Here is a 20,469-nt window from a genome sequence, read left to right as displayed (position 1 = left end):
CCTAAAACCGGCAAGTATAGAAAATGAGCGAGCCGAAGTTCTGGAAGACAGGACAGGAATTCGGAGACTGTCGCTGACAGACCTAGCCAATGCCTACTTCAAAACGCTGAAATCCAACGCGTCAGCCACTCAGGGCTGAAAAATAGCATTATCACGGCAGCCAGAAACAACCCGGCGATCAGTTTGCCGGAAGCACTGTTATTGCTGACAACGGCTTCGGCCCTTACTGTTTTAAAGAACAATAAATAAGGCAATCGCATGTAATAGGCGAGAGAAATAGCTGCGTTCAGAATGCCACCAACAAGCAGCCACAGCATCCATGTCAGTTCCTGATCATGGTAACTTTCCCAAAGTGCTGAAAATACGAGCAGTTTGGATGTAAAACCTCCGGTAGGGGGCAATCCGGCCAAAGCGACCATTACAACGGTTAGAATACCTGAAATCCAGACGTAATTACGACCGAGGCCTTCATAATCTTTAAGCTCCGTTTCCTGCCGGGGTTGTAGCAGGTCGACGAGGAAGAAGGCCGCCAGGTTGATTACGAGATAGGCGGCTGTGTAAAATACGGCAGCTTCGAAACCAAAACGGCTATACGCTGCAATCCCAACGAGCAAATAGCCAGCCTGGGCTATGGATGAATAGGCAAGCAGCCGACGGGCATTGCTTTGCCAGAGCGCTGCAACGTTGCCAACGGTCATGCTGATCAATGCGATGCCTCCTAAGACAGGGAAGTACTGCGCGGGTAAAATGCCTGCCAGACGCATTAACACAAGTATAACAGCTGCTTTGGGCGCTACGGAGAGGAAAGAAACCAATGGTGTAGGGGCAGCTTCGTATACGTCGGGCGTCCAGATGTGGAATGGCACGAGCGACAGCTTGAATAGCAGCCCGGCTAGTGTCAGTACAATGGTGACCGTTACTACTAGATCAGAATTATTACTGAGGGCGACGGTCATATCGTCGCTGGTAATATCGAGCGTGCCAGTGAGACCGTAGATCAGGGAAATGCCGTAGAGCATTATCGCCGAACACGCCGTCCCGAAAAGCAGGTATTTGATGCCGCCTTCGGCTGCTTTTCTGTATGGTGACAACGCCACAAGCAGATAAGAACTGATCGAAATCAGTTCAAGCGACAGGTAGATAGACAACATATGTGTGGACATTACCAACAAATGCATTCCTGTCACGGCGGCAATTAGCAATGCGTGATATTCGGCAGGAAAGTCGTATTTTAGTATGCGAACGTGAAGTAGGGTAAAAATCCAGGCGAGTGTGATCAGGATTTTGAAAAATACAGCTTGCCTGTCGAGAAACAAAAGTGGTTGGAACCGGTATGATGGTTCAGTATCCCATTGTCCTGCCACGAGCAATAATGTGATCAGGCTGCCCAACAATGCAACATTCAACAAATAGGGTGAAACTTTCTCTTTGCCAAACCGTTTCGCGATAAGCAACTCGGCAACGAGGAACAGACAAAAAAATATGGCCAGAAATATTTCAGGGATAATGCCGCCGAGGCTCTGGCGTATATGAATGAGCTGATCGTTGATATCCAAGAGAGCGGGTACAATTTTTATGCAAAAGTAAGGAAAGATAGCAGGGAATCCACCCTATCCGTTTCCAAACCTCGAACTTATCAAATTAACCAATTTAAATTATGAAATATCTGCTAAGAATTTTTTCGCTGGTATTATGTTTTATGGGCATTGAGGTAAATGCCCAGGATTCAACCGGATTGGCAGGCACACCCTATCAGGAATCACAGATGGCCGCTGGAGAGAAATCCCCCTATCTTTTGAAAGAATGGTATTCGGGAACGGTAAGGACGAGTGACGACCGTGTCCACGATGGGGTTCAGCTCCGCTATGATTATGTGAAAGACGAAGTTGAATACAAGGCAGGCTCAGCTCTGTACCGCGTTTCGGTGGGTGTTACGGAATTTTCTATCCCGAGCGGCGTCGAGTTATATACTTTCAAAAGCGGTTATCCTGCGGTTGGCGAGTATACCGATAAAAGCTTCTATCGCTTGCTTTATGACGGTAATACCAAGCTTTTGAAAAAATATACCAATGCTATAAAAGTAGAAAAAGCCAGCGCCACAAGGGAAATGGACGCTGGCGCAAAGCTTTTCTTATTGAAGGACGGCAAAATGAACCCGGTACAGCTCAATAATCGTAATAGCTTCCTCAAACTACTTACTGACGAGCGCAATAAGCTGAATTACGTCATCAAAGAGCAGCAGCTGGATTTTGCCGGCGATGATGATCTGATCCGCTTGCTAGAAGAATACGATTCCTATAAAGCCGGAAGAGGAGGCAATTAGGCCTATTTTTCCACAATCCAGCGATTGACGCTGTTGTATTTGCCTTCAAGAACGATCTTGAAAAAGCCGGAAGGGTATTTTGAAATATCTATTTCGGCTTTTTCATTGGTAACCTCCACTTCATCCATCAGGTAATAGAGCTCACGGCCGCCTTTTTCGAAATGATTGGTAGTGGCGAGCCATATCTTCACTTTTCCTTCCTTTTCAACGGCTTTCCACGATATGCTCACCTTGCCGGCGGCTTTTTGCATCACCGGCGAAGAAACGGAGAGCTTGCCCGTCAATGCAACGCCATCTACTTCAAAGGCCTGCTCTTTCGGAATGTTGATGTCCATATGCCGCGCCACGGTCGGGAAAATATCGACCACGCCAGGTGTGGATTTGAAATTGGTATTCAAATCTTTTGCATTGGTGACGATCCAGGTGCTGCGTTCGCGATCGCTCTGGCCGCCGTGGCCTTTGCCTGTTTTTGCATCGCGGCCATGGTCAGTGGTAACCACGATCAGCCAGTCTTCATTAAAGGTTTTTTCACGATAATTAATGGATTTCCAAAGGCGGCCCATTTGGTCGTCCATCATTTGAATTGCTTTATGGAACTGCTCACTATCGCCGTATCTATGTCCCATGTCGTCGGTGTATTCCAAATATACCCATGACATATCCGGGCCATTTTCGTGAATATAGGCGGCTGCTTCATCCACCACTTTTTCGTCAATCTGATGAATGTATTCGCTTTGCTTGTCATGCTTGAAATGCACAGTGTCGAGTTCGAAGCCATCGAATGAATAATCGATTTGCAGCTTGTCGGTCTGGGGCAGGTTGGTGCCGACTAGTTTGGTGCGATTATCGAGCCAGGTAGAGAAAATAGCCGTTCTTTTTTGTGGATATTGCTCTTCCAGAAAGCGGAATAGCGTCCAGTAGTTATAGTTTGGGTCTTTAATATCATTATCCCAAACATTATGCTTGTTCACCCACGTGCCGGTAAGAAGACTGTTGTAGCCTACGGCCGAAATGGTTGGTGTTTGCGAATAAGTGCCTTTTGCTCCACCCACGTGTGCACGTGTGTAGCCACCCACTTTCGCGATCGCGTCCAGGTGCGGCGTTGCGATTTTTTCCTTACTGTCGCTGGAAATGCCGTCCACGATCACAAAGACGACCTTTTTGGGTTTGACGTTTTGAGAAAATGCATTTGAAAGGGTGAACATGACCAGTAACACCCACGAAAACAGGTAAAACCGCTTTTTCATAAATTGAATGACTGTTTAATAAAAAATCCCCCAAATTAACGGCTAATTCACCGAATTTGGGGGATTTTAAAGCTAAGAAATTATTATTAAATCATAATTTTCTCACAATGTTATGGGCTCACCGGTTGCTCCGGTGCAGCGTCTGTTTTCTTCTTTTTACCAAATGCATATACTATCCCGAAGTGGCTTTTAAGTACACCGCTATCAAACTTGTCCTTTACATAAGGGTTCAGCTCCAGGGCAAGCATAATGCGGCGGTTCATGGGGAGTGGCGAGATGCGCACACCTACGTTGACTGAGTAGCCGTCGATCGTGATAAGATCGGCATCCGAATCGGCAATGCGGTAGAGCGGGTTCAGCCGGAGGCCGCCACCGATGTACCATTGGGCAATTTCACCTCTTTTGAGGTTAATCATCGGAAGCAGGTCGATGCTCAGGCTGCTGAAAAGGGAATTGGTCTGCATCCGTGTATCCAGCCAAATCGCCCTTTTTGCATTAGTGCTGACTGTTAGCAAGCTGCTCCATGGATAGTAACCCACCGATGCCTGCGCCCGCAGTTTTTCCTGGCCCAGTAAGAGCAAAAGCATCAGTACAAAAAGAACACGTTTCATGGAGGAGTGTTTATTAGCGGCGCATTGCTTTGGTAAGCTTGCCTGCAGCCTGCATGGTATTCATTTTCTTCATCATTTTCCGCATCTCGTCAAACTGTTTGATCAGATTGTTGACTTGCAAAATAGTAGTCCCGCTACCCGCAGCAATGCGTTTTTTGCGGCTTCCATCGATGAGGTCGGGATTTTCGCGTTCTTTTTTGGTCATCGACTGAATGATCGCCTCAATCGGTTTGAACGACTCGTTGTCGATATCAAGGTTTTTGATGGCGCTGCCCATTCCGGGGATCATACCGATGAGATCTTTTACATTACCCATCTTTTTGATCTGCTGCAACTGGCCGAGGAAGTCGTCAAAATCGAATTTGTTCTGACGCATTTTGGCATTAATGCGCTTGGCCTCGTCTTCGTCGAATGCTTGTTGTGCGCGTTCAACGAGGGAGATCACGTCACCCATGCCGAGAATCCGGCTCGCCATACGATCGGGGTAGAAGGAGTCGAGCGCCTCCATTTTCTCCCCTGTACTGATGTATTTAATGGGTTTTTCGACAATTTGACGGATCGAAAGCGCCGCACCACCGCGTGCATCACCGTCGAGTTTCGTCAGGACCACACCGTCGAAGTCGAGCCTTTCATTAAATGTTTTGGCCGTGTTCACCGCATCCTGCCCGGTCATGGAGTCGACCACGAAGAGGATTTCAGATGGTTTGACAGTAGACTTAATGTCTTCTACCTCTTTCATCATCACTTCATCCACCGCTAAACGACCGGCGGTATCGACGATCACGATCTTCTTACCGGTTTTCTTAGCATGCGCAACTGCATTCTGCGCGATGTTTACCGCATTTTTGTTCTCAGGCTCTGAATATACTTCCACGCCGATCTGCTCTCCCAGCACTTTCAACTGGTCGATCGCCGCGGGGCGGTACACGTCGCAGGCTGTGAGAAGTACCTGACGGCCTTGTTTTTTGAGCAGTGCGGCCAGCTTACCCGAGAATGTCGTTTTACCGGAACCTTGTAGGCCGGCGATCAGGATTACAGCGGGATCGCCTTTGATATTAATCCCTTCTGCATTCCCGCCCATCAGTTCGGTAAGCTCTTCCTGCACGATTTTGACGAACATCTGGCCGGGCTCAACGGAAATCAGGATTTTTCTATCGAGGGCCTTTTCACGGATGCGGTCGGTAATTTCTTTGGCTACCTTAAAGTTAACATCGGCGTCGACCAATGCTTTACGTACTTCCTTGGTAGTAGCGGCAACATTTATATCGGATATCCTGTCCTTTCCTTTTAGTGTGCGAAAGGCGTTGTTGAGTTTGTCCTGTAAGTTTTCAAACATGGAATAATATCTATGGATCTGAACCTGAATTTGAAATAAAACACAAAGGTATAAATAAAATAAGGAGTACAGGAAAGTTACCTCCCATACTCCTCATTATTCGGTTACCCGAAGTCGGATTATTGCTTCAACGCGACGCTTACTTCTGCCGGTTTGGGTGCCTGAATGCCGTCCAATGCGAACTGGCGGCTGATGCCTTCGTGTACATTGTAATAGGTATCCCAAAAGGTCGCGCTGGGCGTCCACACGCGCACGTCGAAAAAGATGGCGTTTTCAGTCAGTTTGGTTACAAGTATGTCATGCGGAACATCCTTCAAAGCCGTGGGGCAGGCTTCTATTACTTTTTGTACTGATTCCCTGATTTTATCCACCCCATTCTGGCTCCCCGCTGCAAAAACCATATCAACACGTATTTTTCCCTTTCCGGAAATGTTGGTGATGGGTGAGGTAGATAGAGAGCCGTTTGGCAGGATGATCGTCCTGTTATCAGGTGTCACCAATATCGTGTTAAAAATCTGCACACCTTCGACCGTCCCCGTAAACCCCTGGGCGCTGATGAGGTCACCGACACGGTAGGGCTTGAAAATGAGGATCAGCACCCCACCCGCAAAATTTGCCAGGCTGCCCTGCAAAGCCAGACCAATCGCCAGACCGGCCGCACCAAGGACCGCCACAAATGAAGAAGTTTCGATGCCTACAATACCCGCAATACTTAGCAGCAGCATAACATTGAGCAGCACGACGATCAGCGAAGTCAGAAACGGCTGTACGTCCTGGTCGACTTTGCGTTTCTCCATCACATTGCTCAGCATCGAACTGATTTTGCCGATAATGAAACGGCCTATGATAAAAGCCAGGATGGCAAGCAGGACTTTACCGCCATAGAGCGTCGCCAGCGTCCAGATCTGCGCTTTGATAATGTCAAAATTCATGTCTTGTAGAGGTTTTGTTGATAAGATATGGGATGTGTGAAGGAATGGTCGCAGGTGAATGCTTCCGATTGCAAAGTCACTCATTTTGCGAACATTAGCAATGGGCGCACGCAAATATTAAAGTAGAAATATCTCGATATTTGCAAGAATTAAAACGAAAAAAGGGTGAGCAATGGTTGGTTACCATTCACTCACCCTTAAGTATATACTTTGTGTTGCGCTTATTTCCTGAATTTTGCGGCTATCCAGCGGAACATTTTCTTCTCTTTCTCCCAGAAAAATGAAAACTGGCCTAGCAGGAACCCGTAAAGAAGCAGTAAACTCTGATAGGTTGGGAAGATAAAGAGGATATAGGTTATGGTTTTAAGCCACATCGGGGTGGCGTCGTCATATCCTAACAGGTAGAAAAGCCCTTTTCTAAGCCAAACCACCGACGATCCCGACAAACTGAAAACCGCGAGCACCAATAAAACCTGTCTGGTTGTTTCCAATCCCCATTTTTCCTGCATTTTCCCCAACCAGGGCTGCGCATTCTTTTCACCGCTTTGCATATATGTACTATCGATTGCTTCTGAGATTTCCTGCAAAGTAACAACCTGAATCGCAAAAATCCTTGGTTTTAATGAAGGTTTAATAGCTGAGTTCGTGAAAGGCCGGCCATTTATTTGATCTTCAAAAACACCAGCAATCCCAGCACGCTCACGACTAAAACACTCGCCGCCGCAGCCGTCATGATGCCGTCGCGGGCATTCTTACCCAGGAAATCCAACCCGCTGTATTTGTGCAGGAATGCGAAACTGAATCCTTCGCGTCGGTTACGATCTTCGACCTTCGTGGAAAGTCGGCTCGTGGTAGTCTCAATGTAATAAGTAGTATGATCCGGCGTGTCATAGGCGAGTTTCACTACGGGGAGCCGCTTGTTTACAAAGCCGTATTCGCCCGCAAAGCTCGTCACTAGTGAAGCTTTTTCCACTTCCGCGTCCGAGATCGGCGATGAGATTTGGGCTTCCATTAAGTCACAGCAGCTTTCTGCATTCCGTTCTTCCTGTGCCGCGAATTTGCGGGCGAGGTATTTGGCAAAGCGGATATTGCCGTCTTCCAGCTTCTTGCCGTCGCGGATATTGGTGTAATCGACTACGGTTTTATCCGTTTCCCAATCCTTGTGCACTGTTTGCCAGAAAATGCTCTCACCCCATTTGATCAGGCCTATATTGGAAACACCTTTCAGATCGATCATCGATGCCTGGGCTATTTCCTCGGTTTTGATCACCGGATCGTAAACGTATTTTTGCCGCTGATCGGGATCGAGCTTTTGAACGGCGTGGTAAGCACCCGACAATGCAAAAGTGAAGGTGAAAATACTACACCAGATACCGATCGATCGGTGGTATTTGCGGAGCACTCCCCGCTGAATGCCCGATCGGCCCGATTTGAACTTCTTCCACATCAGTCCATACACCATGATACCTGCAACCGCCGAAAGAATGATAAGGCTTAGGAAGGTCACCATCACCGCAATGCGGATCGTATTATTGGTGATCACATCCATAAAACCCCAGTTATGGAACGTACTGAATACCCAGATGAATGCTTTGCGCCCCCTGTCATTGAAGGTAGCGAACCGGCTTTGACTGGTTTCTACATAAATGTCCATTTGGCGGCCGTCATCAAAACTGATTTTCCAGATGGGTAAAAAGCGGTTTACATATTTGTATTGGTCGGTAAATTCGGTCAGCAATGTGCTGGAAACAATTTTCGGTTGCTCGTCGCCGAGCATGTAACGAGCCATATGTTCGGCATATTTGCGGTCGCCGTCGGATAGCTCGGTACCCGAAGAGGCGTTGAAATACCGCAACTTGTTCTCGGTACCTTTGATCTGGTACCAGGTATTTCCTTTGAATTTAACCAGTCTGAAATTCTTGAATTCAGTGATTTTGTTTTGTGTTAAAACCCGCCCGAGCGGCAATGTCACATCCGCCTGCGTCACGGGATCGGCTTTGAAGAACTCATGCGCAATACTGGTTTTGAACCAATGTGACATGAATGGGTGCATGACACCCGACGCGGTCCAGAAGATGGTGGGCACCAGTGCCAGCAAACCCAGCCAGCGGTGCCAGCGATAAATGTTCTTGCGGATGGTCTTTTCGGCCTTTGCCTTAAAAGACTCTTTTGGCTGAATGGCAATTTCCTCGATCATAACCTGCTACTTTTACCTGTAAAAGTGTATTGAACGCCAAAAACAAATGTTCTCGGTGCCGCAGCATTGTAAGTCGTGCGGTCAGTCGCGTTGTTGCCTCGTGTTGCGTTGGTCGCATAAAGCACATCGGTCATGTTGAGGACGTTGGTAAATAGCTCAATCCCCTTCCAGTTATACCCGAGTCTCAAGTTGAGGACGTCATAACCTTCATATTTGACGGTATTGATCTGATTCTGATAGTAGGAAGCGACATGCTGCCATTCGACGGCCGAGCGGAAATTTTTGAACCATTTGGGATAATAACTAAACTCGGTGTTCCAAAGCCAACGCGGCGATGAAGGCATATCCTTTCCATTCACGTTCTTAATAGCATCGGATTCACGGTTGCTCAAAATGAACTCCTCGTACCTGTGAATGGCGCTCGTCCCGCCAAAACGGAAGAAAAGCTCCTTAGTCGGTTTATACGTTACGCCGAACTCGACGCCGCGGTGCAATGTCTTTCCGGCCGATTGGTAATCGTAAGAATTATCGGGCAGCCTGACGTTGAGCAGCTCGTTCCGACCATTCATTTGATAGAATGCGATGTCGAGATAAACTTTATTGGCGAACAGCGAAGCCCATCCGCCGATTTCGGCATTGTTGAACTGCGCAGGTTTGAGGTTATAGTAGAACAGATCGCCATTATCCAATGGTACAGTGCGTTTGCGAAATACCGAGGTCAGCCCCGGAGGTGAAAAACCCCTGGAATAGTTGGCATAAATCCCTTTTCCTTTGCCCAAATCATAAGTTGCACCGATTTTCGGGGTAACCTTACTGTACGATTTCCCGCCCGAAGTGCTGTCGAGAAAATTGGTGTAGTTAAACGACATCCGATCATAACGCAGGCCTGCAGAAACGCGTAGCTTCGGCAAAAGCTGGAAATCATACTGCGCATAGGCAGCGGTATTCTTAATGTCGGCGTCGTAATCCGAATTTTTAATATCCGGCCGCTCTTTTACGATGGTGTATTTTTCGACCGACTTCTGATCCGGCCGCAGCTGAGCAGCCAGATCGATCTGATAGGACCAGTAATTGGACGGCGAAAAGTCAAACACCGTACCGGTAATCAGCTTGGAATTCAGAAAGTTGAAGCGCTGGCTATGTTGGGCAATGAGGCCAAGGCTTTTGAAATCGCTGGAATTGATTTCCCCTTTCGCGGTTGTTTGGCCGCTAATCCAGCGAATGCCGTAGTTTGGATTCTGGCCATGCTCATTTTTGCGTGCAAATGCGGTGATAAATGTTTGCGAGCCATTTTTCCAATCCTTCTCATAGGTGAGGCGACTGCGCAATGCATTGGATTTACGGTAGGTAAAGTCGGTGGTGCTCACATATTGGCGCGAGTAAAATGCCACACTATCGACGCTGCCGCTGGTCTGCGAGTCGTATTTGCTGTAAGCAATAGTGTAGATCAGTCGGGACGAAGGTGTGAAATGGTATTCTAAACGTGCATTGATGGAATTTTTGTCGTAGTCGGTACTCTTCATCCAGCTGTCTCGCTGCTTTGCCACAAAACCACCCACATAAACGCCAAACTTCCCGATCATGCCACCCGCACCATATTGAATTCGCTTGTAGCCCCACTGATCAGCCTGTACACCAATTTTGGCTGTCGGTAAAATGGTCGGCCGTTGCGTGATGAAATTGATCGCGCCACCCACCGCTTCCGGGCCGTAAATCGATGAAACCGGGCCTTTTACCACTTCCACCGAGCTGATCGCAAACTGATTGAATTCCAAAATGGAGTTGTGGTTGAAAACGCCCATCGGACGGATCGGCACACCATCCTCCATATAAAGGAAATAGGCATTCGTGGTGAACGGTTGGCGAATGGCCATCGAATGCTGCTCGTTGCCGAGGTTCACCATCATCACGCCCGGGACCTTATTCACGATCTCGTACATAGCCGTCGGTTTGGCTTCGTCGATCATCCGTGGAGTAAGTTTAGAAATGGCAATCGGGCTTTCGGTTCGTAATGTCGCCTCCCGGTTGCCGGTAACAACAACGGATTGAAGATTTTCCGTGGCGGCTTCCAGTCCTATTTTAATGCGCCTGCTTCCGTCTATCTGCACTTCACGCGCAGAAAACCCGACGCTCGAAATGCGTATTGTTGCATTTGAAACTGGACCGGTGAACGCAAAATGGCCATTATTGTCGGTCGTGGTACCCATATTCGCGGAAACAATCTGAACATTTGCACCGGGAATGGGTTCTTTCGTTTGGGTATCAAAGACATCGCCTTCGAAGCCCTGCGCGACAGCTGCATGCGCGCAAACATACAGGAATAGGGCCTGTAAAAATATTTTCAGGTTCATTATAATGGTATAAGAGATTAAAATTCAGTTAGGTATCGTGAATTTTATCTCTTGGGCGGGCGCAATAATTTGCCGACGGGGGCAGAATAGAAGGGTAACTGATGGAAAAAACTCACCAGCTCGCGAAACATCCTTGTTTCTGGTTCAAAATGGTAGAAATAGGGTTCGGGAGTAAAAAGCTGAATAACAGGCATGTTATGGACTTTCTCCGAAGTTTCTTTATCCTGCTTCTCCTGTTGTTGTTTAAGTTTTTTAGCTAAATAACATTTACCGTCGCAATGCAGCTCGGGCCGTTTTCTGTTTTCGCAAAGGACCTTAGCGATGTATTCCCGGTTCAGTTTGAAATAAGCGATCGTTCCCCACGGGCTGAGCGTGGGTAGCATAATGGCTGCAAGCAGGATATATGCTATAAATGAACGCATAGTTTAAAAAGATGTCCCTACGCCGGGATCAGAAAAACGTTTGTCTTTGATAAAATCGTCGTCATTCAATGTTTTCAGAAAGGCAATGATCGATTGCTTTTCTGCACTTGTCAGGTTGATTCCACGTTTTTGACCAGCTACATTTAGCAGTGGGTCCAAAGTGGGTGAAACGTAAATGCTGTCCTTACTGCCGGGCTTGTCATTCGCGTAATGGTCAAGCACCTGTTCCAGCGTTGTAAAACGGCCGTCGTGCATGTAAGGGGCTGTCAGGCCCGCATTACGCAGGCTCGGTACCTTAAATTTCAGCCGGTCGTCGGCATTCAACGTAATGGCATACCTTCCCTGGTCGTTGATCCTGTTGGGTGTCAACCCATTGTTTCTGAATGCCTGGTCGGTAAAAAGCTCACCTGCATGACAGGAACTACATTTTTGCTTGAAAATGGACATGCCGTCCTTTTCCTGGGCTGTCAATGCGGAAGCGTCGCCTCTTACAAAATAATCATACCGCGAGGTGGCTGAAACCATCGTCATCATAAACTGGGATAGCGCGTGCATCATGCGATCGGCTGTAATGCTATCACTACCGAATGCTGCTTTGAACATTTTAGGATAGTCCACCTGCTTGGTGGCACCCGCCACCGGCGTTTTCTTTAACTTTTCGATGACATTAGCAACCCGTTCGTCCATTTCAACCTTGTTCTGAATGGGGACGGGCGGTACCATGTCCAAATTATGCACGCCGCCATCCCAGAAGAAAGAAGTGCTCCAAGCCATATTTTGTACGGAAGGGGCATTCCGCGTGCCGATTTTGTCATCCACACCATGGCTAAGGTCGTGGCCGTGGTGCGTGAATGCAGCCTGCTGCTGGTGACACGTCCCGCAGCCGATATTATCCGTTCGGGAGAGAATACCATCGTAAAACAGGAACCTCCCAAGTTCGACACCTTCGACGGTCAACGCGTTTTTGGACAAATCATAAACCGGGTCGGGGAAATAGGAAGGTTTCGTCCATTGCAAGGGTGTGGGCGTATTGTCCACTGGCTTGGGTTCCGGCTCGCTGGTGCTCTTTTTGCAAGAAACCGCCAAAGCCAGCAGGGCTGCCAAAAAACTCAATATGCCTGTAAACTTCCTCATTTCGCTTATGTACGCGATTATTTGATTTTTATCTCCTTGACATTAAACATCCCGGCGTAGTTGTCGGCGATAATCTTCGAAGAGTCGGAAAACATTATTCCGGAGCTTTTCTTAATGCTCAACTGGGTAGGGCCGTTGAAGATTTTCAGGATATCGGCCTGGATAAGCACATTGGAAACAATGCTCGTCGTGACGATCGCCTTCTGGCCGGGAAAAGTCAGTTTAATGGTTTTGAGATTGTTGATCGTTCGTGATGTCCGGCCGCCAAAGCCGCCGATGTGGTAATAGTACTTGCCATTGGCAGTCGTTGCCGAATCGGAAGAACCTTCGAGCATCAAAAATATGTAGCCGGGGTTCCAGTCCCAATACATCGCTTCCTCGTTGGTCGGCCCTGAGTAGGGGTCGAGAATCCCCTTGCGTTGCGTGCTATCCGCGACGCTGCGTGTGCTGTCGACGCCCACCACGAACTCGATACCGGTATAGTCGCCTGTCAGCACATTTCGGATCGTCAGCTTCTGCGATTCGTTATTCGCTTCCCGGATCAGGAAGTAGCTCGAATCCTGCGGCACCGTGAACACGCTGCCATCCATTTTGATTAGTTTGATATTCGAAATGTAGTAGTTGAGCTTACTGACCGTAAAATCCTCGCCTGCCGCATTCATATACCTTGTGCTGTCGAGCTGCAAATCCTGGTTGCCTGCGATATTGTCAAACTGCAACTGAATGGTGCCGGTTTCGACGGGATCGGTATCGTCTTTTTCGTCGGGGAAAGAGCATGAAACTATGAGCAGCCCCGACGCAAATGCGCATGCCAACAGCCATGAAAATGTTCTTTTCATCATGTGTATTTTGTAAAATAATAGTTCACACGCAGTAGATAGGCGTGCTTTGAGCCGACAAAATTGCAAACAGAATCAGTTCTAACTAATGATAGAACTGCAAACGGGGTGATTTTATGCTAAATCAGACGAGCGGGGGATGAAAAATATCGTCCACCGCGATGCGGGGTGTGAAAGTCGATAGAATGGAGATACCGGCCTTGGGCAATATTTCAGCGGCAACCGGTGGTGGGGTAAAAGTGAAGTCTGCGCGTTGATCCATTACCTGGTCTATGAGCCGCGTCATGTATGTTTTCTCGGCCTGCCGTTTTTCCTGTTCATCGAGCGACGCGATACGTTTGGCGAGATAGCATTTGCCATCACAATGCATCTGCGGCCGGTTTTTATTCTCGCAAAGATTGGAGATAATGTATTGCCTTCTGATCTCAAAATCCAGGTACAACAACGGTATCACCCATACTTTGACAAGCATGAGGCTCAGCAGACTGAGGGAGATCCATTGTTTGGCAGAACTTCTCACAATTTCAGAAACGGACAACCCGGAGTAAAAGGTGTTTCGGGGCAAAGGTAATCATGAATACGCAAAAATAGGCCGAAATGTTGATAAGGGCGTTGGATTTGCAAGGAGAACCGACCAGAATACAAGAAGCGGTTGTTCACGCCATTGGGCGTGCAACCGAATCCGGGAAGATGCCGGACGTACGGATTAGCGGGGCTAATAGCCGATCTTTATGACGGTACCGAGAATGTAAGCAGTCTCTTTCCGGCGTCCAAAGAGTAATTTTCCTATATTTGCCCTTTGAACAATAAGGGGCTTTTTGCTCCGTTTAAGATCAAAATTGTTTTTGAATAGAATCGACCTCAGTTTCATTCGCTTAACCATTCACTTTTTATTTCTGATATGATGCTTCTGCAAGCACTTACTGACTCTACTGCGGCTGCACCCGTCGCTGAGCAGGGCCTTTCTGTAATTGATCTGCTCGCCAAAGGGGGGTGGGTAATGTTGCCGCTCGGATTGCTGTTCCTGGCTACCTTGTTCCTCATCATCGAACGTTTCCTGGGTATCGGTGCCAACGGTAAGATCGAGCCGCAAGTTGTGGATAATGTGAAGGATTTTATCCAGCAGGGCAACCTGAAATCAGCTGAGTCGCTTTGCAGGAACCAGCGTAACGCTGCCGGCCGCATCCTCGAAAGAGCGATAGGTCGCATTGGCTACCCGATCAAAGACATTGAAACTACGATCGAAAATGCAAGCCAGATCGAGATCCAGCGCATGGAAGGTAACTTGCCTTACCTCGGGGTGATCGCGGGTATCGCACCAATGCTCGGGTTTGTGGGTACGATTTCCGGTATTATCCGTATTTTCTACGATATTTCAATTTCCAACGACTTCAACATCAGTACGATTGCGGGTGGTATGTATGAAAAAATGATCACATCGGGTTCCGGTCTGATCATCGGTCTGATCGCTTACGCAGGCTACCACTTGCTGAACATGAAAATCGACCGTTTTGCATTGCGCTTGCAAATGGCGGCTTCCGATTTTCTGGATGTCCTTCAAAAGCCTGTTGCTGCAAAATAGATATTTACGAGCCTGGCAGGTCTTTGAGATTTGACAGGTCTACAACTCATTTCCAATATGAAAATACGTCGGAAGAGCCGGTTTGCCCCGGAGGTGTTCACGCACTCGCTCAACGATATCATGTTCTTCCTGCTGTTATTCTTTTTGATCATCTCTACGATGTCCAATCCGAACGTGATCAAACTGATGCTGCCTAAGGCGTCGGCCACACAGCAGATGTATAAAAAGCAGATCACACTTTCGATCGACGATAAGAAGGCTTATTTTATTGATAAAGAGCCGATTCCATTTGATCGCCTCGAAGCCGAATTGCAGAATATCTTTGCCAATGTAGAAGAGCGCACGATCGTGCTGCGGGTAGACAAAAACCTGGCGGTGCAGGATCTGGTGGATGTGCTCGAATTGGGAGCCAAGAACGATATCAAGATGGTAATGGCTACGGCTAAGTAAGTTTTTTGGGAGAAAGGAAGAGGGAGGAAGGAAAACGAAAAGGGTTTGAAGATTTTGGTCTTCAAACCCTTTTCGTTACTATTGATTTGCGGCGCTTTGGTAGATTTGCTCCACAATAGATTGTAAAACGGCACCTTGCTCGCCATCGCAAATGTTGGCAGGCTTCCCTTCGCACAAGTCAAGGAATGCAATGGTGTTTTGCAGTTGAATATCAACATCACCTAAATAGGGAAAGCGAATATCGGCAAGCTCGCCGGCTACTTCCGTGTGAATGGACAGCGGGTATAGTTTGGCTCCGCCTTTTGTACCGAATATTTCCACATCGACGGCCTCTTCCTGCTCCATGTTTAAGGCAAAGGAAGTCGATAGCATGATGCTCAAATTGCCTGGAAACGACAAATAGGCGAAACATGCGTCTTCCACTTCAAATGCGGCCGGATTCCAGGATCCTTTTAAGCCTTTTCCGCCTGTTTTTCCAATAAAGTCATAAGTGTTAGCAACAACGCGTGTAGGATTTTGATAACCCGTCAAACCCAATGCGAGATCGAGGACATGAACGCCGAGATCGATCATGGCACCGCCGCCCTGAATGGTTTTGTTGGTAAAATTACCCCAGCCGGGAATACCGCGCCGGCGCAGGTAATTGGCTTTAATGTGGTAAATGTCGCCCAGGTTGCCTTGCGCATGATAGTTTTGTAATGCCGCGTATTCGGAAGAATGGCGGCGCTGGAAGTTGTAGGCAAGCATAAGTCCTTTCTTTTGTGCCAGATCGGCCATGTTGCGTGCCTGTTTCGCATTCATTGCTGGGGGCTTTTCACAAAAGACATGGCATCCGTTTTCGAGTGCCTGCATGGTAAATGGATAATGCAGATGATTCGCCGTACAGTTGATGACGATGTCGGGCTTGCCCTCGTTCCGGTACATTTCATCAGGATCGTCGTATGCGAATAAAACGTCATACTTGTCGGCCAGCGCCCGGGCCTTGTGAATATCGCGGCTGCATATCGAGATAACTTTTACCCGTCCGGGTAGTTTGGCTAATGCAGGCAGGTGGTTTTGATCGGCGATATGCCCGCCGCCGATAATCGCCGCTTTAAGTACTGACATGAACTGGAAGAAATAGATTTATATTAATTCTTCCAAAGATCAATTATTTGTCGTCTATTTTCTTCCACTTGTAAGGAGGATTTTTAACATATTGACCTCCATAATTAAGAAATCTGTATTTCCCGGCTTGTTCTGCCATATACTCGTTGGCCGGATTGCGTGACGTGACATTTGCCGCCGGGTAGTAATATAGTTCGGGAGCTTTTCCCGAAGCCGACAAATTGGGAGAGCCAGTCAGGAACGATCCGATTTCGGACATCGACGACAACATAGCCGCGCTTTGTTTTTCCAAATTTCCGATATTAAAATCCAGAAATCCCTGCCGCTTGTCCGCTTCGTTTTTTTCAAGTTTAAAATCAATTTCCAAAGTATACTCCATTTCAACCGGCTTTCCGTTTTGAACCGCCGAGTTCCAGCGCGGCATTTCATTTACGACCCGCAATGCCTCTTTATCGATGCCGTAGCCGATGTTTTTGAGGCTTTTCGCATTCCGGATTTCACCATTTTTGTCGACCGTAAAAGAAACCAGTGCAACGGCTTCCACATTGGTTTTGCGGGCGATTTCGGGATATTTAAGATTTTCAAGAAGGTAAGCCATCAATGCCTCTCTGCCACCCGGGAATTCCGGTTGCTGTTCAGCCACCTTCATGTCAGTATTTCCTAAGGCAGGATTTGAAGCGGCCTTCGCAGCGCTTCCCGCAGCTATCGGGTGGCCTACAACCACTGGACCCGTAATCTTGTTAACTGCCTTCTTCATGACCAGCAAAAGCTCCGTTTCCGCATTGGTAACAATTATTTCCTGCGTTTCATAGGCGACATGTGAGACTACCAGTTTGGCGTTTGCCGGGACATCGTCCAGCTCAAACCAGCCGTTTCCGTCAGTGCTTGCACCACGGGTAGTTCCGGCAATCACAACAATCGCATCCTGGACTGGTCCGCCGGTTTCATCCCCGACGTTTCCTTTGACACGGATATTCCGCTCGATGATCGCATTAAGCCGCTTGATGGATTGGAGCGGTGCTCTGGATGCTGTAATAGCAAGCGAACATCCTATCACGGGGAGAATCAGAAAATACCGCGAAAGCAGCCAACGCGAAGTGCGTTTTTTGTAAATCATTTGGATCCGGCTTTTAAGCAATGATGTGTTGAAGAAATGATTGGCAATCGCAATATCCGGGCTGCGCATGGCATACGCGACCAAAAATGACGCATAATCGTTTTGGTTAGGAACAGGCAGGTCGGCCAGGTATTCGTGAACGGTTTCAACCGAACGCTTATAAAGCCAGATAGCAGGATTGAACCAGAAACATATTTTAAGCAGCTCGATGACAACCACGTCCACCGAATGCCATTGCCGGATATGCTCATGTTCATGCCGGATAACTGTGTCGGCATGATCGCGATAATCACGAGGGCTCAGAAATAGCCAGTTGAAAAATGAAAATGAGCTTCCGGTCTGATTGTCAGGGAGCATTAGCAATGTGTAATGTCCCATATCAATACGCTGACTCTGACTGGCTAATTTGCAAAGGTTGAACAGGCCGGAAAGGAATTTCCAGGTTAAGATCAGCGCGACGGCCACATAAATTCCGGCGATCCAAAGCGATAGATCCACACCCGTTTCCGGTGTCTTACCGGCAATCACGGCCACAGAGATCGCGGTTTTCTGATAGATCGTTTCCGGGACGTAGATTGTCTTCACCGGATGCGCGAAACGGATTGAGGGTAATAGAGTGCGGTCAGCAGTGTGCCCAGCAGATAGAACCGGTTCAGGTGAAAAAAAGTATGCTTTCGAAGCAAAAGCCAGTAGCAGGCATAAAATAGTAGCCAGTATGCATTGATTTTTGCCAGATAGAGGAGCGTTTCCATGCCGGGCCGTGGTATTGAAAGAGTGGCTATTGGTCTTTGGTATGGATGGAAACGACACCGTTGGCACCTTTTGAGCCGTAGAGTTTCGACGCATCCGGCCCCTTGTAAACGCTTATACTCTTAATCGTATTAGGGTCTATCGTATTAACAGTAAAGCTTTGCTCCATCACCTCGCCGTTTAGCACGTAGAGTGGCTGGTTTTCAGCTATAAATGGTCCTGATGTGCCGCGAATTGTAATTCTGGAATCTGATCCTTCTCCCACAGTAAGGTCGGTTCTTCCTTCGAAGGTTTCGGCAAGCAATGGTAACTCTCCCGGGTTCTTTTGCGAGATGGGTTTTCGAACAGATTTGAATCCCACGACCTTTATCTCTTTTTCAGTAGAGGTGTCTTCACCTTCTTCTGCCAGCTGGAAATTGATAGGAACTATAAATTTCGTGTTGACTACCTTTCCGCTTTGCTTACCGGGAGTCCATTTCGGAAATTTGGAAACTACACGGGCTGCCTCTTCGTCACAGCCAGACCCAATACCTTTCAGAACCGTTACGTTTTCGATTTCGCCGGTCGTAGTGACCACGAAACTGACGAAGACCTTTCCTTGTACATCGGCATCGGACGCAGCCCTGGGATATTTGATATTCCGGCCAAGAAACTTAAACATCTCCTGATTACCTCCCGGATACTCGGGCTGCACTTCTACTGCGTTGAAAATGCGTCCGTTGTTGTCCTCTTTTTGCAATTCCGTTTTCACAACATCGTTTTCCTTCGAAACCTGGCTCTCGCAGCCCGCTACGAAAAGCGCACTGGTTCCGATCATTGTTGCGGCGGCCACGTAGGTGCCCAGCATCCATTTGGATGTGCGGTTCTTATAGATCATCTGGATACGGTTTTTAATTTGAGACGGTTTGAAAAAATGATTTGTCAGCGCGGCAACAGGTGCATTAAGTGCATAAGCCACGAGAAATTTGGCATAATGTTCGCGGTTCGGTGCTTCGGCATCGGCGAGGTATTCGTGGGTTTCCTGCAATGAGTGCTTGTAAAGAGGAAGTATAGGATGGAACCAGAAGACCGCCCGCAGAACTTCGACGAGCAGGATATCGAGACTGTGCCGCTGGTGCGTATGGACCATTTCGTGCCGAAGTATCGCGTCGAAATGATTTTCGTAGTCATTCCGGTTGATGACGATCCATTTCAAAAATGAAAATGATCCTACCTGGTTGGAATCTATAAGGACAACCGAGCAGTCGTCCAGCTCAATGAGTTCCCCGGACCTGAGGTATCTGACCAGCTTCGATATTTCCAGGACCAGATTTGAACCGACAATCACCAGCCCGATCGCGTAAATCACTGCAACGCCCTGCCACCATGTAAATCCGATAGATTGTTCCTGAGGCGCGGCCGAGACCGTAAACGTGGCTGCATTAACCTGATAGATAACGGGCAGCTCAGGGCCGGAAGCGGGATAGATGACTTCCGGAAGCAGAAATGCAGCGAGTAATGATCCGATCAGATAGGCGCGGTTCCATTGGAAGAAAGTGTTCCTTCGCAGCATAAGCCAGTAGCAACCGTACAACAACGTCCAGTAAAGGCTCACCTTGCCGATGTATATTAGAATTTCCATGGCTAACAGACGATTTATTGATCCTTTTTATGTTGGTCGATCAGCTTCATGATCTCATCCAGATCTTTGGTATTCAGATCATTATCCTTCACAAAAAAGGACACCAGGTTCGGTAGCGAATTATCAAAATAGTTGACCATCAACTGCTTCATCTCGTGGCGTTTGTATTCCTCCTCTGAAATCAGTGGGTAGTATTCATGCGTTTTTCCATAGGCATTATATCCAACAACCTCCTTTTTTTCCAGAATGCGGATGATCGTCGATACGGTGTTATAAGCGGGTTTAGGCTCGGGCATTTCCACCAGAATGTCTTTAACGAACGCCTTCTTCAACTGCCAGAGGATCCTCATGACCTCTTCCTCAGCCCTGGTCAGGTTACGGATTTCCATGTTGTTCTTGTCTTTAAAACGAGTTATCATTAATGATTAATTCAAATTTATGACTATTTAA

Annotated in this window: 20 protein-coding genes; 3 read left to right on the top strand and 17 right to left on the bottom strand. The window is 47.7% G+C overall.

Translation table 11 applies throughout. The features are described from left to right. Positions 1-98: 98 nt before the first annotated feature. Entirely contained in the window at positions 99-1,556 is a 1,458-nt protein-coding gene (locus LZD49_RS13260) for an NADH-quinone oxidoreductase subunit N (RefSeq protein WP_234668029.1), read from the bottom strand. Between the two features lie 101 nt (positions 1,557-1,657). On the opposite strand from LZD49_RS13260, the gene LZD49_RS13255 reads away from it, so the two are divergent. Continuing rightward, a complete protein-coding gene (locus LZD49_RS13255; protein WP_234668026.1) occupies positions 1,658-2,323 on the top strand; it encodes a hypothetical protein in 666 nt (221 codons plus the stop codon). Positions 2,324-2,325: 2 nt separating this feature from the next. On the opposite strand, the gene LZD49_RS13250 is transcribed toward LZD49_RS13255, so the two are convergent. The 11 genes from LZD49_RS13250 to LZD49_RS13200 all read right to left on the bottom strand — a co-directional run bounded on the left by LZD49_RS13250 (position 2,326) and on the right by LZD49_RS13200 (position 13,912). After that, on the bottom strand, positions 2,326-3,570 hold the full coding sequence (locus tag LZD49_RS13250) for an alkaline phosphatase family protein (protein ID WP_234668024.1): 1,245 nt from the start codon (positions 3,568-3,570) through the stop codon (positions 2,326-2,328). A gap of 110 nt (positions 3,571-3,680) precedes the next feature. Next, the gene (locus LZD49_RS13245) at positions 3,681-4,181 is read right to left on the bottom strand and encodes a hypothetical protein (RefSeq protein ID WP_234668023.1); all 501 of its coding nucleotides are present in this window, start codon (positions 4,179-4,181) and stop codon (positions 3,681-3,683) included. Between the two features lie 13 nt (positions 4,182-4,194). Beyond that, positions 4,195-5,517: a signal recognition particle protein gene (gene ffh, locus LZD49_RS13240; RefSeq protein ID WP_234668021.1), complete on the bottom strand. Its 1,323-nt coding sequence runs from the start codon at positions 5,515-5,517 to the stop codon at positions 4,195-4,197. A 119-nt stretch (positions 5,518-5,636) separates the two neighbouring features. Then, positions 5,637-6,449: a mechanosensitive ion channel family protein gene (locus tag LZD49_RS13235; protein WP_234668019.1), complete on the bottom strand. Its 813-nt coding sequence runs from the start codon at positions 6,447-6,449 to the stop codon at positions 5,637-5,639. Between the two features lie 221 nt (positions 6,450-6,670). Continuing rightward, on the bottom strand, positions 6,671-7,000 hold the full coding sequence (locus tag LZD49_RS13230) for a DUF6787 family protein (RefSeq protein WP_234668016.1): 330 nt from the start codon (positions 6,998-7,000) through the stop codon (positions 6,671-6,673). A 110-nt stretch (positions 7,001-7,110) separates the two neighbouring features. Continuing rightward, positions 7,111-8,646 carry a PepSY-associated TM helix domain-containing protein gene (locus LZD49_RS13225; RefSeq protein WP_234668014.1) on the bottom strand — a complete coding sequence of 512 codons (1,536 nt, stop codon included), beginning with the start codon at positions 8,644-8,646 and terminating at the stop codon, positions 7,111-7,113. After that, entirely contained in the window at positions 8,643-10,997 is a 2,355-nt protein-coding gene (locus LZD49_RS13220; protein ID WP_234668012.1) for a TonB-dependent receptor, read from the bottom strand. Before LZD49_RS13220 ends, LZD49_RS13225 begins: the two co-directional genes overlap by 4 nt. Before the next feature lie 44 nt (positions 10,998-11,041). Further along, positions 11,042-11,419, bottom strand: coding sequence for a hypothetical protein (locus tag LZD49_RS13215; RefSeq protein ID WP_234668010.1), 378 nt, complete (start codon positions 11,417-11,419; stop codon positions 11,042-11,044). 3 nt (positions 11,420-11,422) lie between these two features. Then, positions 11,423-12,553 carry a cytochrome-c peroxidase gene (locus LZD49_RS13210; protein WP_234668009.1) on the bottom strand — a complete coding sequence of 377 codons (1,131 nt, stop codon included), beginning with the start codon at positions 12,551-12,553 and terminating at the stop codon, positions 11,423-11,425. Positions 12,554-12,570: 17 nt separating this feature from the next. Next, the gene (locus tag LZD49_RS13205; RefSeq protein ID WP_234668007.1) at positions 12,571-13,395 is read right to left on the bottom strand and encodes an MbnP family protein; all 825 of its coding nucleotides are present in this window, start codon (positions 13,393-13,395) and stop codon (positions 12,571-12,573) included. A gap of 121 nt (positions 13,396-13,516) precedes the next feature. Next, positions 13,517-13,912, bottom strand: a complete 396-nt coding sequence (locus LZD49_RS13200; RefSeq protein ID WP_234668005.1) for a hypothetical protein — start codon at positions 13,910-13,912, stop codon at positions 13,517-13,519. 381 nt (positions 13,913-14,293) lie between these two features. Here LZD49_RS13200 and LZD49_RS13195 point away from each other — a divergent pair, with 381 nt between their 5' ends. Beyond that, entirely contained in the window at positions 14,294-14,974 is a 681-nt protein-coding gene (locus LZD49_RS13195) for a MotA/TolQ/ExbB proton channel family protein (RefSeq protein WP_234668003.1), read from the top strand. 57 nt (positions 14,975-15,031) lie between these two features. Next, positions 15,032-15,424, top strand: a complete 393-nt coding sequence (locus LZD49_RS13190; protein ID WP_234668001.1) for a biopolymer transporter ExbD — start codon at positions 15,032-15,034, stop codon at positions 15,422-15,424. 78 nt (positions 15,425-15,502) lie between these two features. Here LZD49_RS13190 and LZD49_RS13185 read toward each other — a convergent pair whose 3' ends face one another. From LZD49_RS13185 to LZD49_RS13165, 5 genes are read right to left on the bottom strand one after another with little or no spacing between them, the layout of a single operon-like run. Further along, entirely contained in the window at positions 15,503-16,531 is a 1,029-nt protein-coding gene (locus LZD49_RS13185; protein WP_234667999.1) for a Gfo/Idh/MocA family protein, read from the bottom strand. Positions 16,532-16,574: 43 nt separating this feature from the next. After that, positions 16,575-18,233: a TonB family protein gene (locus tag LZD49_RS13180; protein WP_234667997.1), complete on the bottom strand. Its 1,659-nt coding sequence runs from the start codon at positions 18,231-18,233 to the stop codon at positions 16,575-16,577. After that, entirely contained in the window at positions 18,230-18,400 is a 171-nt protein-coding gene (locus LZD49_RS13175) for a hypothetical protein (protein WP_234667995.1), read from the bottom strand. Before LZD49_RS13175 ends, LZD49_RS13180 begins: the two co-directional genes overlap by 4 nt. 26 nt (positions 18,401-18,426) lie before the next feature. Continuing rightward, positions 18,427-20,019: a TonB family protein gene (locus LZD49_RS13170; RefSeq protein ID WP_234667993.1), complete on the bottom strand. Its 1,593-nt coding sequence runs from the start codon at positions 20,017-20,019 to the stop codon at positions 18,427-18,429. Between the two features lie 14 nt (positions 20,020-20,033). Further along, positions 20,034-20,408 carry a BlaI/MecI/CopY family transcriptional regulator gene (locus tag LZD49_RS13165; protein ID WP_234668405.1) on the bottom strand — a complete coding sequence of 125 codons (375 nt, stop codon included), beginning with the start codon at positions 20,406-20,408 and terminating at the stop codon, positions 20,034-20,036. Between the last annotated feature and the right edge of the window lie 61 nt (positions 20,409-20,469).

Source organism: Dyadobacter sp. CY261 (assembly GCF_021440085.1).
Classification (GTDB): Bacteria; Bacteroidota; Bacteroidia; order Cytophagales; family Spirosomataceae; genus Dyadobacter.
This window is presented reverse-complemented; position numbering and strand designations above follow the sequence as displayed.